The 12,793-nt window shown below is 64.8% G+C and carries 10 protein-coding genes and 1 pseudogene; 4 read left to right on the plus strand and 7 right to left on the minus strand.

Annotation, left to right across the window (positions count from 1 at the left end; translation table 11 throughout):
- Positions 1–161: 161 nt before the first annotated feature.
- The gene (locus EMB92_RS02015) at positions 162–959 is read left to right on the plus strand and encodes a DNA/RNA non-specific endonuclease (RefSeq protein WP_190973521.1); all 798 of its coding nucleotides are present in this window, start codon (positions 162–164) and stop codon (positions 957–959) included.
- 111 nt (positions 960–1,070) lie between these two features.
- Here EMB92_RS02015 and EMB92_RS02020 read toward each other — a convergent pair whose 3' ends face one another.
- The 4 genes from EMB92_RS02020 to EMB92_RS02040 all read right to left on the minus strand — a co-directional run bounded on the left by EMB92_RS02020 (position 1,071) and on the right by EMB92_RS02040 (position 8,551).
- Positions 1,071–1,547: a photosystem II reaction center protein J gene (locus EMB92_RS02020; RefSeq protein ID WP_150393606.1), complete on the minus strand. Its 477-nt coding sequence runs from the start codon at positions 1,545–1,547 to the stop codon at positions 1,071–1,073.
- Between the two features lie 88 nt (positions 1,548–1,635).
- A complete protein-coding gene (locus EMB92_RS02025; protein ID WP_150393607.1) occupies positions 1,636–3,174 on the minus strand; it encodes a glutamate synthase subunit beta in 1,539 nt (512 codons plus the stop codon).
- A gap of 1 nt (position 3,175) precedes the next feature.
- On the minus strand, positions 3,176–7,747 hold the full coding sequence (gltB, locus tag EMB92_RS02030) for a glutamate synthase large subunit (protein ID WP_150393608.1): 4,572 nt from the start codon (positions 7,745–7,747) through the stop codon (positions 3,176–3,178).
- Positions 7,748–7,951: 204 nt separating this feature from the next.
- Complete coding sequence (locus EMB92_RS02040; protein WP_150393609.1) at positions 7,952–8,551, minus strand: TetR/AcrR family transcriptional regulator; 600 nt, start codon at positions 8,549–8,551, stop codon at positions 7,952–7,954.
- Positions 8,552–8,758: 207 nt separating this feature from the next.
- On the opposite strand from EMB92_RS02040, the gene EMB92_RS02045 reads away from it, so the two are divergent.
- The gene (locus tag EMB92_RS02045; protein ID WP_150393610.1) at positions 8,759–10,087 is read left to right on the plus strand and encodes an NADH:flavin oxidoreductase/NADH oxidase family protein; all 1,329 of its coding nucleotides are present in this window, start codon (positions 8,759–8,761) and stop codon (positions 10,085–10,087) included.
- 114 nt (positions 10,088–10,201) lie between these two features.
- Here EMB92_RS02045 and EMB92_RS11605 read toward each other — a convergent pair whose 3' ends face one another.
- Genes EMB92_RS11605 through EMB92_RS11615 form a run of 3 tightly spaced genes read right to left on the minus strand, consistent with a single transcriptional unit; the run spans position 10,202 to position 11,097 of the window.
- Positions 10,202–10,759: a LysR family transcriptional regulator substrate-binding protein gene (locus EMB92_RS11605; protein WP_263390616.1), complete on the minus strand. Its 558-nt coding sequence runs from the start codon at positions 10,757–10,759 to the stop codon at positions 10,202–10,204.
- A complete protein-coding gene (locus tag EMB92_RS11610) occupies positions 10,759–10,953 on the minus strand; it encodes a hypothetical protein (RefSeq protein WP_223847517.1) in 195 nt (64 codons plus the stop codon). The genes EMB92_RS11605 and EMB92_RS11610 overlap by 1 nt, the downstream gene beginning before the upstream one ends.
- A 9-nt stretch (positions 10,954–10,962) precedes the next feature.
- The gene (locus EMB92_RS11615) at positions 10,963–11,097 is read right to left on the minus strand and encodes a LysR family transcriptional regulator (RefSeq protein ID WP_223847572.1); all 135 of its coding nucleotides are present in this window, start codon (positions 11,095–11,097) and stop codon (positions 10,963–10,965) included.
- A gap of 157 nt (positions 11,098–11,254) precedes the next feature.
- Here EMB92_RS11615 and EMB92_RS02055 point away from each other — a divergent pair, with 157 nt between their 5' ends.
- Positions 11,255–12,103 (plus strand): SDR family oxidoreductase, encoded by an 849-nt coding sequence (locus EMB92_RS02055; RefSeq protein WP_150393611.1) that lies wholly within the window; start codon positions 11,255–11,257, stop codon positions 12,101–12,103.
- Positions 12,104–12,119: 16 nt separating this feature from the next.
- Positions 12,120–12,756: pseudogene (locus tag EMB92_RS11790) on the plus strand (NAD(P)H-binding protein).
- Positions 12,757–12,793 lie beyond the last annotated feature (37 nt).

Genomic DNA, 12,793 nt, shown 5'->3' on the forward strand with positions numbered 1-12,793 from the left:
GATACAGTATCCCCGCATTGCATTCGACTACTTACCCGTCCGCCTCCTGGCTGTGAACGTGAACGTGATCGTGAACGTCTCGTGAGTCAGGCACCCGGTTTTGGCAATCAGGTTGTAGGATGACGAATCTATGCATCACGACGTCAGAGAGGAATACCATCGTGTCGCACAAGCATGCATTGTTCAACAAGGTCATTGCCGGACTGCTTGCCGGTCTATTGACGATCACGGCCGGCGGATGCTCGGCGTCCGACGCGCAGTCGCTGATCGACGAGGCGCGCAACTATGCGAACAGTTCGCAGTCGAGTGCATCGCAGTCGAGTTCTTCGACATCATCCGGCAGTGACGGCACCTGGTCCGAGACGGATGCGCCCAACTACTACAAGGTGACTGGCAAGGCCGATTTCTCCGCAGCCGGGACCATGCCTTCAACCGGCGAGATCCGCTACTCGGAGCTTGACTCGCTGGGTCGGGCCGGCATGGCGGTCGGCGTCGTCACATACCAGCTCATGCAATCCGGCTCCGACAGGGAGCGTGACATGCCGGACACCATCGCCGGATGGCCGGAGCACAATCCGAAGGTCGAGATTGTCTTCTCCGACGGCGACAAGTACCACGGATATCTGTTCAACCGTTCGCACCTCATCGCCAAGAGCCTCGGCGGCGAGGATGCCGAGCGCAACATGGTCACCGGCACCCGAACGCAGAACGTGGGTGACAACGACGCGACGCCGGGCGGCATGGCCTACACGGAGTCCCGGGCACGTGACTGGCTCCGCTCGCACAGGAACGGCACGATCGAGTACATGGCGACCCCGCGGTATACGGGCGACGAGCTACTCCCCCGCACGGTGGACGTGGACATCCGCACGTCCGACGGCTCGATCGACGAGCATGTGATCACGTACAATACGGCCGCCGGCTTCGACATCGACTATATGAACGGCGGCACGAAGTAGACGAACTACATGAGAAAAGCGCACGACATCATATCGTGCGCTTTTCTCATATTCGCGTCATTTGCAGGTCCTGCGATTCCGTCAACGGATTCCGGACGGCGGTCGGACTGATCAGACGGCGGTACCGTTCTGATCGAGATTCGGATTGTGCTTCGAGTCGCCGGCGGTGAAGAACAGGCTCACCACGCCGACGATGAACACGCCGGCGACGGTGGCGACGAGCCACATCGGGCGGGCGGCGCTCGGCAGCCACATGACCACGAAGAACGCGATGACGGCGAGCGTGATCAGCGTCCAGCTGCCCACGCGGAACCACTGGCGGGTCGAATGCGGGGCGCGGAACGCCTGCGGATCCCGGTAGTTGGGGTTGGTGGTGAGCGTCGCGTTCTCGGCGTCGGTCTCGATCGTGCCGCCGGTCGGCTTCCACGGACCGACAGACTCGCCCTCCTGCAGTCTGCGGGAACGCTCCTGCAGCTGATACTCATCGATCATTCCTGACCGGCCGCGGCCGCGGGTGGAGTCGTACTGCGACGGCACTCCCCTACGATCGGCCTTCGCCTTGGCGCGACGTTCCGCACGATTCGGCATTCAAACCACTCCTTTGGTAAAAAAGAATCCTGCGGTAGATAGTACCGCAGGATTTCACTATGTTCGTTCTATATTCCCTCAAACCGGCTCAGCGCGGCAGCATCATCGGGCGCTGAGAGGCCGTGATCGGGGCCGGAAGCTCGCTGACGTGCTCGCTGGAGAGGTACTCGTCAACGGCGGCGGCGCAGGAGCGGCCCTCCGCGATGGCCCACACGACGAGGCTCTGGCCGCGGCCGGCGTCGCCGCACACGAAGACGCCGTCCTGGGAGGTGGCGAACTTGTCGTTGCGGGCGATGTTGCCGCGCTTGTCAAGTTCGACGGGCAGTTGGTCGAGCATCGTGGTGGTGTCCGGGTGCAGGAAGCCGACGGAGATGAGCACCAGGTCGGCGGGCAGCACGCGCTCGGTGCCCGGCTGGCGGGTGAACGGACCGTTCTCGCCGGGGGCGACGGAGACGATCTTCAGGCCCGTGACGTGACCGGTCTCGTCGGCGATGAAGCCTTCGGCGGTAGCGGAGTTCTCGACGTGGACGCGCTCCTGCTCTTCGTCCGAGCCGATGAAGTTCACCGAATCGGTGGAGTACAGGTATTCGCCGCCTTCGGCCATCGACGTGGTCTTCTGGTAGGTGCGGGCGAAGGTCGGCCACGGCTGGTTGTCGGGTCGGGTGGCCGGTTCCTTCGGCATGATCTGCAGGACGGTGACGTCCTTCGCGCCCTGACGGATCGAGGTGCCGAGGCAGTCGGAGCCGGTGTCGCCGCCGCCGATGACGATGACGTGCTTGTCCTTGGCGGTGATGTCGTTGACCGGCTTGACGCCGTAGATGCGACGGGTCGCGTCGGGCAGGAAGTCGAGGGCGAAGTGGATGCCCTTGAGCTCGCGGCCCGGGATCTTCATGTCGCGCGGCACGCGGGAGCCGATGGCCACGACGACCGCATCGTACCGGTCGCGCAGGTCGTCCCACGCGATGTCCTTGCCGATCTCCACGTTGGTCTCGAAGCGGGTGCCCTCGGCCTCCATCTGCTCGATGCGGCGGTCGATGAGCGTCTTCTCGAGCTTGAAGTTCGGGATGCCGTAGCGCATGAGGCCGCCCAGTGCATCGTCCTTCTCGTAGACGACGACGGTATGGCCGGCTCGCGTGAGCTGCTGCGCGGCGGCGAGGCCCGCGGGGCCGGAGCCGACGACCGCGACGGTCTGGTCGGTCAGACGCTGCGGAGGCATCGGCTTGACGTAGTCGAGATCCCATGCCTGGTCGATGATCGTGCACTCGTCGTTCTTGATCATCGTCGGCGGCTGGTGGATGCCCAGCACGCAGGCCTGCTCGCACAGGGCCGGGCAGATGCGGCCCGTGACCTCGGGGAAGTTGTTGGTCAGGCTCAGACGCTGGTAGGCGTCCTCCCACTGCTCCTGACGGACCAGATCGTTGAACTCCGGGATGAGGTTGCCCAGCGGGCATCCGGTCATGCAGAACGGGGTGCCGCAGTCCATGCAGCGGGCCGCCTGTTCGGTGGTCCACGGCTGCAGACCGGACTCGGCGTGGACGTCGAACCAGTCCTTGATGCGCTCGGCGACGGGACGCTCCGCCAGCTCCCTACGGGTGCGGACTTTCAGGAATCCTCTCGGGTCGCCCATCTCAGTGCGCTCCTTCCATAACGTGCTCGTACACCTGCTCCCAGGCACCGGGCGTATTGAAATCGATGTGTTCCGCTTCGGCCTCGGCCATGGCCTTGGTCATGGCGAGGAAGTGCTTCGGCACGACGTGCGTGATGCGCTTCGCGGTCGCGTCCCAGTCCTCGAGCAGGCCCGCGGCGAACGCGGATCCGGTCTCCTCGGCGTGACGCTTGACGAGGCCGCGCACGAGGTCGGAGGTCTCGGCGTCGAGCGGCTCGAAGAGCAGCGCGCCGGATTCGACGGCCTCGGGGTTGACCTGTTTCATGTCGAGGTCGAGCACGTACGTGTTGCCTCCGGAGAAGCCGGCGCCGAAGTTGCGGCCGGTGGGGCCGAGCACGACGACCGTGCCGCCGGTCATGTACTCGCAGCCGTGGTCGCCGACGCCCTCCACGACGAAGGTCGCGCCGGAGTTGCGCACGGCGAATCGCTCGCCCGCCTTGCCGGCGACGAACATCTCGCCGGAGGTGGCGCCGAAGCCGGTGACGTTGCCCGCGATGACGTCCTCATGCGGGTCGAAGGTGATGCCGTCTTCCGGACGCACGATGAGACGTCCGCCGGACAGGCCCTTGCCGGCGTAGTCGTTGACCTCGCCGTAGACGCGGATGGTCTCGCCGCGCGGGATGAACGCGCCGATCGACTGGCCTCCGGAGCCATGCAGGGTCATGTCGATGGTGTCGTCGGGCAGACCCTCGGCGCCGTAGCGGCGGGTGATCTCGTAGCCGACCATCGTGCCGACGGTGCGGTTGACGTTGCGGATCGGCATCTCGATGCGCACCGGCTCCTTGTGGTCGAGCGCGGGCTCGGCAAGCTCGATGAGCTTGTTGTCGAGCGCCTTCTCCAGCTCGTGGTTCTGCGGCTCGGTGTTGTGCAGGATGGTGCCGGGGACCGGGCCGGACTGCTTGAGCACGTTGGTCAGGTCGACGCCGTCGGACTTCCAGCGCTTGATCGCCTCGTCTTGATCCAGGCACTCGACGTGGCCGACGGCCTCCTCGAGCGTGCGGAAGCCGAGCTGGGCGAGGATCTCGCGCACCTCCTCGGCGATGAACATGAAGAAGTTCACGACGCTTTCGGGCTTGCCGCGGAAGCGGGCGCGCAGCTCCGGATCCTGGGTGGCGATGCCCTGCGGGCAGGTGTTCTTCTGGCAGGCGCGCATCATGACGCATCCCTCGACGATCAGCGCGGCCGTCGCGAAGCCGAACTCCTCGGCTCCCAGCAGCGCGGCGATGACCACGTCGCGGCCGGTCTTGAGCTCGCCGTCGCACTGGACGACGATGCGCGAGCGCAGGCCGTTCAAGATCAGCGTCTGCTGCGTTTCGGACAGGCCGATCTCCCACGGGGTGCCGGCATGGCGGATCGCGTTGAGCGGTGCCGCGCCGGTGCCGCCGTCGTAGCCGGAGATCAGCACCACGTCGGCATGGCACTTGGCCACGCCTGCCGCGATGGTGCCGACGCCGAACTCGGAGACGAGCTTGACGTGGACGCGGGCCTTCGGGTTGGCCATCTTCGCATCGTAGATCAGCTGCTTGAGATCCTCGATGGAGTAGATGTCGTGGTGAGGCGGCGGGGAGATGAGCTCGACGCCCGGGGTGGCGTGGCGGACCTTGGCGATCCACGGCGGGACCTTGGCGCCCGGCAGGTGGCCGCCCTCGCCCGGCTTGGCACCCTGGGCGAGCTTGATCTGCAGGTCGGTGGCGTGCACGAGGTAGTCGGAGGTGACGCCGAAGCGCGCGGATGCAATCTGCTTGATGCGGCTGTAGCGGCGCGGATCCTCGATGCGGTCGTCGGATTCACCGCCCTCGCCGGAGTTGGAGCGGGCGCCGATCTGGTTCATGGCGATGGCGAGCGTCTCGTGCGCCTCCTGCGAGATGGAGCCGTAGCTCATCGCGCCGGTGGAGAAGCGCTTGACGATCTCGGAGGCCGGTTCGACCTCGGAGATGTCGATCGGCTTGCGGCTGTTGTTGAACTTCATCAGGCCGCGCAGCGTCATGATCCTGTTGGAGGTGTCGTTGATGTGCGCCGAGTACTTCTTGAACATGTTGTAGTCGCCGCGCTGGGTGGACTGCTGCAGCAGGAAGATGGCCTCGGGGTCGTTCAGGTGGTCCTCGCCGGTGCGACGCCACTTGTAGATGCCGCCGGTCCTCAGGTTCCTGTGCGGGGAGGCGGTCCACTGGTTCGGGTAGGCGACGCGGTGGCGGGAGGCGACCTCCTCGGCGATCTCGTCGAGGCCGACGCCGCCCACGCGGGTGGTGGTGCCGGTGAAGTACTCGTCGACGACCTCCTGGCTCAGGCCCACGGCCTCGAACAGCTGGGAGCCGCGGTAGCTCATGATCGTGGAGACACCCATCTTGGCCATGATCTTGAGCACGCCGGTGGACAGTGCCTTGGTGAGGTTCTTCACGGCGGTGGCCGGATCGACCTTCACGTAGCCTTCGCGCGAGAGGTTCTCGACCGATTCGAACGCGAGGTACGGGTTCACGCAGGCAGCGCCGTAGGCGATGAGCAGCGCGACGTGGTGGATCTCGCGCACGTCACCGGCCTCGACGGCCATGGAGATCTGCGTGCGGGTGTGGCGGCGCAGCAGGTGGTGCTGCACGGCGGAGGTGAGCAGCAGGGACGGGATCGGGCCCCACGTGTGGTTGGAGTCGCGGTCGGACAGCACGATGAAGTTCTTGCCGTTGTCGATCGCCTCGTCGATCTCGGCGAAGATCTCGTCGAGACGCTGCTGCAGGGCCTCGCCGCCGCCGGCCACCTGATAGAGACCCTTGACGACGTACGGGCGGTAGTAGCCGCCGAGGATGCGCGCCTTGTCGAGACGCTTGAGCTGCGCCATCTCGTCGGAGTTGATGACCGGCAGCGGGATGAGGATCTTCTTGGCGTGCAGCTCGGTGTCGGACAGCAGGTTCGGCTCCGGACCGATCGCTGATTCGAGGCAGGTGACGACCTCCTCGCGCTCCCAGTCGAGCGGCGGGTTGGTGACCTGCGCGAACTTCTGGTGGAAGTAGTCGAACAGCATGCGCGAGCGCTTGGAGAGCACCGGCAGCGGGGTGTCGTTGCCCATGGAGCCGAGCGGCTCCTTGCCGGTGTTGGCCATCGGCGTCAGGACGATCTTGAGATCCTCCTCGGTGTAGCCGAAGGCGCGCTGGCGGCGCTGGACGGACTGGCCGGAGTGGTTGACGTGCTCACGGGCGGGCAGGTCGCTCATCTCCACGGAGTTGCCCTCGACCCACTTGCGGTACGGGTGCTGGGAGGCGAGGGTCCTCTTGATCTCCTCGTCCGGGATGATACGGCCCTCGGCCGTGTCGACGAGGAACATCTTGCCGGGCTCGAGACGGCCCTTGGAGACGATGTGCTCCTGCTCGGTCTCGGGCAGGACGCCAGCCTCGGAGGCGAGCACGAGGTAGCCGTCGTCGGTGAGCTGCCAGCGGCCGGGGCGGAAGCCGTTGCGGTCGAGCAGGGCGCCGACCTGGGTGCCATCGGTGAAGACGATGTCGGCCGGGCCGTCCCACGGCTCGATCAGCGTGTTGTTGTACTCGTAGAAGGCCTTGAGATCCGGGTCGAGCTGGTCGTTCTTCTCCCACGCCGGCGGCAGCATCATGCTGATCGCGTGCGGCAGGGAGCGGCCGGCGAGGTGCAGCAGCTCGAGGCATTCGTCGAAGGTGCCGGAGTCGGAGTAGCCGGGCGTGGCGATCGGCAGCAGCGGCTCGAACTCGCCGAGCAGCTCGGAGCTCAGGCGTCCCTCGCGGGCGGACAGCCAGTTGCGGTTGCCCTGGATGGTGTTGATCTCGCCGTTGTGCGCCAGCAGGCGGAACGGCTGGGCGAGCGGCCAGCTCGGGAACGTATTCGTGGAGAAGCGGGAGTGCACGATGGCGATGACTGCCTTCATGCGCTCGTCCACCAGATCCGGGAAGAAGTGGGTCAGCTGCATGGTGGTCAGCATGCCCTTGTAGGTGATGGTGCGCGCGGACAGGGAGGCGAAGTAGACGCCCACCTCGTGCTCGACGCGCTTGCGGATGCGGAAGGTCCTGCGATCCAGTTCGATGCCGGCGAGACCGCCCTGCGGATCGGCGATGACCAGCGTCTTGAAGCTCGGCATGGCGGCGAGCGCCTGCAGGCCGAGTCCGTCGGGGTTGGTCGGCACGACGCGCCATGCGAGGACCTCGAGGCCCTCCTCACGCACGATCCTGGCGATGGCCTGCTCCTGCTGGCCGGAGGTTTCGATGTCGCGGTCGAGGAACGCGATGCCCGCCGCGTAGTGGCCGGCTTCGGGCAGTTCGGCGGGCACGGTGGCGCGCATGAACTCGTCCGGCATGCTCATGAGGATGCCGGCGCCGTCGCCCGTGTTCTCCTCGGCGCCCACGGCGCCGCGGTGGTCGAGATTGACCAGCACCTCAATGGCGTCCTTGACGATCTTGTGCTCAGGGCGCTTGTTAAGGGTGGTGACCATACCCACACCACAGGCGTCATGCTCGTTGGAGGGGTCGTACATGCCATCCGGAGCATGGACCGTGAGATCAAGCGGGGCTTTAAGTGTCACCGAAATCACCTCAATTATTAGCGGGCGCGTGTTGAGACGCGACTCTTGGGCTTATTGCTGTTGACAGCGTAGCGTTGCGGTGTATCGTTCACGTTTCGCTGTCCATATACCGAATTGGCGAAAAAGTCAAGAGTTGATTTTACATGGTTTTCCTGATAAGCCGCGCCGGTGCGGACCGATGCGGACATCCGTTATGGACATCCGTTATGCAATCGCGACGGTCCGCCCATACTCCGTGGCGCCTGCGAGCAGAGCGTGGACGTAGTCGTGCAGTTCGGGGCGCGTGAGCGTATGCCCACGCAGGTAGGACCAATCGAGCACGAGCATCAAGGTGTTGGCATAGTGATCGGCGATTAGTTCGACCGGTAGCGCATGGCGCTCCCGGTCGACGCACGTGCACATGAGGTCTCGCGAGCGTTCGGTGATGAAGGCTCGCAGGCTGGTGAACATCGGCCCGTCGACCGGATTGTGCTCGAGTACCTCCTTCAGCAGGACGGCATTGTCCTCGAGCATGTCGGCCATCATGTCGAGTGCCAGGTCCATACGGCGCTCCGGCTCGGCCGCCTCGAGATCGCCGATCCTTGATTTTCCGGACAGGGCGGTCCAGCAATAGGTCAGCAGATCATCGCGGTCGTCGAAGTAGTTGTAGAACGTGGCGCGCGGATACGAGCTGCGTTCGCACAGCTCGTTGACGCTGATCGACGCGAGCGGCTTGGCGCGCAGCAGGTCCATCATCGCGCCGGAGAAGGCGTCGAGCGTGCGCAGCGCGCCGCGGGAGAGTTTTGCATTCAGATCCTTTTTCATGTCACGTCCATTTCGTTTTTTCGCTCGTTCATTCGGGGCTATTCGGCAACAGCATGGGGACGCCGGCGTGTTGCCAGTGATGCCAACGGCTTTACCCTAACCTATCGTCCAGAATTTTGCAAATGTCCAAAAATGGATTATCGTACAGATCAGATGAAGTTAGACAAGTGTAAAAACTTGGACGTTCATACATAGGAAAGGAACATCATGAACGCAGACCGCACCCCGGAAATCAACTCCGGAACCACCTCGGGGACCATCTCGGGAATCGCAACGCCCCTCACTCTGCCCTGCGGGGTCACGGTGAAGAACCGCTTCTACAAGTCGGCCATGAACAAGGCGATGGCCGGGCGCGACTGCGCGCCAACCGAACGGCACGTCCGCCTCTACCGCACATGGGCAGAGGGTGGCGCCGGCGTGCTCGTCACCGGCAATGTGATGGTCGACCGCACGCAGCTCGGCGAACCCGGCAACGTCGCGGTCGAGGACGAACGCGATCTGAACATGCTGCGCCGTTGGGCCGCCGCAGGAACCCGCAACGGGGCCCATTGCTGGATGCAGATCAACCACCCAGGACGCCAATCCCCCATCACCATCAACCAGCATCCGTACGCGCCCAGCGACGGCAAACTGGAAGGGGACTACGGACGGTTCTTCGCCGAACCGACCGCGCTCACCGTCGAGCAGATCCACGACATCGTGCACCGATTCGCCACGACGGCGCGGATCGCGAAGAAGGCCGGGTTCACCGGCGTGGAGATCCACGCGGCGCACGGCTACCTCATCAACCAGTTCCTCTCGCCCGAGGACAACCGGCGAACCGACGAATACGGCGGCGACATCGAGCATCGAGCACGCTTCCTGTTCGAGGTGTTCGACGCGGTGCGCGCGGCGGTGGGGCCGAAGTTCCCGGTCGCGGTGAAACTCAACTCCAGCGACGTGCCGATCGCCGCAAAGATCGACGATCGCGGCGGGTCGTTCGCAGGCTTCGATGAGGAGGAATCCATCTGGGTCATGAAGCAGCTCGAGAAGCGCGGCGTCGACCTGATCGACATCTCCGGCGGCACACTCGAGAAGCCGGTCATCCAAACCAACAGCGGCGCACTCGAGGACCGCAGGCGCGGCGTGTACTTCACCGAATTCGCCAGACGCGTCAAGGGCGAGCTCACCGTGCCGGTGGCGCTGACCGGCGGGTTCCGCAACGCGCGGGACATGGAGCGCGCGCTCGACGAGGGAATCACGCAGATGATCGGCATCGCGCGTCCGTTGGCCCTCGTGCCCGACCTGCCGAAGCGGATCATCCGTGACCGTTGGGACGGCAGCGTGGACCTGCCGTGGGTGACGACCGGAGTCAAGGCGCTCGACCGTGCGTTCGGCGGCATCCTCGTCATCAGCTGGTTCGAGCTGCAGATGAACCGCATCGGACGCGGGCTACGTCCCGATCCGAGGATCGGCGGATTGCGCGCGCTGTGCTTCGCGATCGGCAAGCACGGGCCCGCGGCCCTGACGCCTCGCCGCCGCAAGGGCCATCAGTGAACATCCATGACAGATAGCCGAGAAACAACCGGTCGTACGCACGGCGGATGAGGGATATCAGCCATCAAGGCATTGAACCGGCTCGATGCCGTGATGATATGGGTGCGTGGATAGTCAGCTCATCCGTCTCGGTTTCAGCGCGTCCTGCAAAGCCTCAAGGAACGCCTCTGCGGCGGGAGACAGCGGCTGGCCGTTCTTCCATGCGATCGCGAGACGCGTGGATACTGCCGGCTCAAATGGTCTGAAGCATAGCCCGCTGTCCGGTGAAGTATCGACCATATCCCGTGGCCCCACGGCGCATGCGAAACCCTCCCGCACGAAGCAGCTGGCGTTGTACATCAGATTCATGGTGCCGACCACATTGATGCGCTTGGCGTACCGTCCGAGCCAACCGGACAGATCGCCCCGACCGAGCACTCCTTTCGGCATGATCAGCGGCACCTCCTCGAGGTCTTTCGCGGTGACCGCCGTCCGGGAGGCGAACGGATGGTCATGTCGCATGAGCAATCCCATCGGATCACCTCCCGGCAATGGCAGTGACCCATACCGGCCCATGTCCACCGGCTGTACAAGCACGCCGAAATCGGCAAGTCCGCTGTCGAGCCGTTCCACGATGTTGGCGCCGGAGTCGTCATGCAGGCACACGGTGACTCGCGGATGACGTTCACGCATCAGCACCGCCGCGCGGGCGATGTGCGCATCACCGCGCTCTGGGCCGCGGCGATGCGCACATCGCCGACTATGACACGACCGGCGAGGATCTCCGCTTTGGCACGGTCCGAAAGGTCGACGATTTCCTGTGCGCGGCGATACATCAGCCGTCCGGCGTCCGTCAGTTCGAGTTCCCTCGCCCTGTTGCCCCTCACGAACAGGGACTAGCCCAGCTCCTCCTCCAGTTCCTTGATCTGCCGCGACAACGCCGGCTGACTGAGGCGGAGGACGTCGGCCGCCGCGGTCACGCCGCCCTCCTCCACCACCGTCAGGAAATTCCGCAATATCCGCAGTTCCATGTTCACTTCACCGTCCTCACGCCAATTTAAGGCACACCAATTGAAACTATATGCATTATAGTTATATAATTTCATTAATCAGCCGTATTTGTTATTCATTCTCACCCCTCCTATCGTTGCTGTCATCCCATCCGACAACACAGCGAAAGGACCGCATATGGCATCACCCCATTCCACCCGCGACATCATGATCCTGGTCGGCGCCGGGCAGATCGGCATGGCCATCGCCCGCCGCATGGGATACGGCATGACCATCCTCGTGGCGGACAAGAACCCCGACCACGCCGCCGACATCGCGCAGACCATGAGGAACGCCGGCTTTGACGCCCGCCCCGAAACCGTGGACCTCGCCTCGCGCGAGTCCATCACCAAACTCATCGACATGGCGACCTCCCTCGGCGACGTCACCATGTTGGTCAACGCGGCCGGCGTCTCCCCCAGCCAGGCGTCCATCGAGACGATCCTCAACGTGGACCTGTACGGCACGGCCGTACTGCTCGAGGAAGTGGGCAAGATCATCGCCCCCGGAGGCGTGGGCGTGACGATCTCCAGCCAGTCCGGCCACCGCATGAAGCAGCTCACCGCCGAGGAGGACCGGTTGCTGGCCACCACACCCACCGAGGAGCTGCTCGACCTCGACATGCTGCAGCCCGGCAACATCATGGACACGCTGCACGCCTACCAGATGGCCAAACGCTGCAACGAGAAGCGCGTGATGGCTCAGTCCGTGGCGTGGGGCGAGCGCGGCGCGCGACTCAACTCGATCTCCCCCGGCATCGTCGTCACGCCGCTGGCCATCGACGAATTCAACGGACCGCGCGGCGACTTCTACAAGAACATGTTCGCCAAGTGCCCGGCAGGACGCCCCGGCACCGCCGACGAGATCGCCAACGTGGCCGAGCTGCTCATGAGCGAGCGCGGCGCGTTCATCACCGGCACCGACGTGCTCGTGGACGGCGGCGCCACCGCCAGCTATTTCTACGGCCCGCTCCAGCCCACCAAGTGAACAGAGGCAATCAATCATGACCAGACCGTCATCCGTACTGTTCGTCGGCGCCACCGGCAGCGTCGGCAGACTCGCCGTCGCCGAGGCGCTGCGGCGGGGATACCGAGTCCGCGCCATGGTGCGCGACGCTTCACGCGCCGGACTGCCCCAGGGCGCCGAGCTCTTTGAAGGCGACCTGACCTCGGTCGAATCGTTCACCCGCGCTCTGGACGGCATCGACGGCATCGTCTTCACGATGGGCTCGCACGTCGACGCAGCGACGATCAGAATGGCTGGTGCGGGCGAGCGGCAACGAGTACACCATCGTACGGCCCGGCTGGTTCGACTACGGATCGCCCGACGAGCGCCGTCTGGTGTTCCTGCAGGGGGACGGCCGACGCACCGGCAGCCCGTCAGATGGGGCCGTCTCGCGCGACCAGATAGCGCGCACACTGGTGGACGCCCTCGGCCGCGATGCCGCCACGGGCAAGACGTTCGAACTCGTCGCCGTGCGCGGCGAGGAGCAACCTGACCTCAAGCCGCTGTTCGCCGCGTTGGAACCGGACGCTTCCAGTCGCCTCGACGGCGTGCGCGACGAGGACAACTTCCCGCTGTCCGACCAACCACAGCGGGTGCTCACGGATCTGCGTCGTATTCGCGCGATGAACGCGTGAGCGAAACCGCAGCCCCTCCCTCAGTCTCGTATGAGCC

This window comes from Bifidobacterium callitrichos, assembly GCF_008698085.1.
GTDB lineage: Bacteria > Actinomycetota > Actinomycetes > Actinomycetales > Bifidobacteriaceae > Bifidobacterium > Bifidobacterium callitrichos.

Bases quoted from the DNA above. Each gene is read 5' to 3' on its own strand.
- EMB92_RS02020 (WP_150393606.1), bottom strand. From the start codon at position 1,547: ATGCCGAATCGTGCGGAACGTCGCGCCAAGGCGAAGGCCGATCGTAGG.
- EMB92_RS02025 (WP_150393607.1), bottom strand. From the start codon at position 3,174: ATGGGCGACCCGAGAGGATTCCTGAAAGTCCGCACCCGTAGGGAGCTG.
- EMB92_RS02040 (WP_150393609.1), bottom strand. From the start codon at position 8,551: ATGAAAAAGGATCTGAATGCAAAACTCTCCCGCGGCGCGCTGCGCACG.
- EMB92_RS02045 (WP_150393610.1), top strand. From the start codon at position 8,759: ATGAACGCAGACCGCACCCCGGAAATCAACTCCGGAACCACCTCGGGG.
- EMB92_RS11605 (WP_263390616.1), bottom strand. From the start codon at position 10,759: ATGCGTGAACGTCATCCGCGAGTCACCGTGTGCCTGCATGACGACTCC.
- EMB92_RS11615 (WP_223847572.1), bottom strand. From the start codon at position 11,097: ATGGAACTGCGGATATTGCGGAATTTCCTGACGGTGGTGGAGGAGGGC.
- EMB92_RS02055 (WP_150393611.1), top strand. From the start codon at position 11,255: ATGGCATCACCCCATTCCACCCGCGACATCATGATCCTGGTCGGCGCC.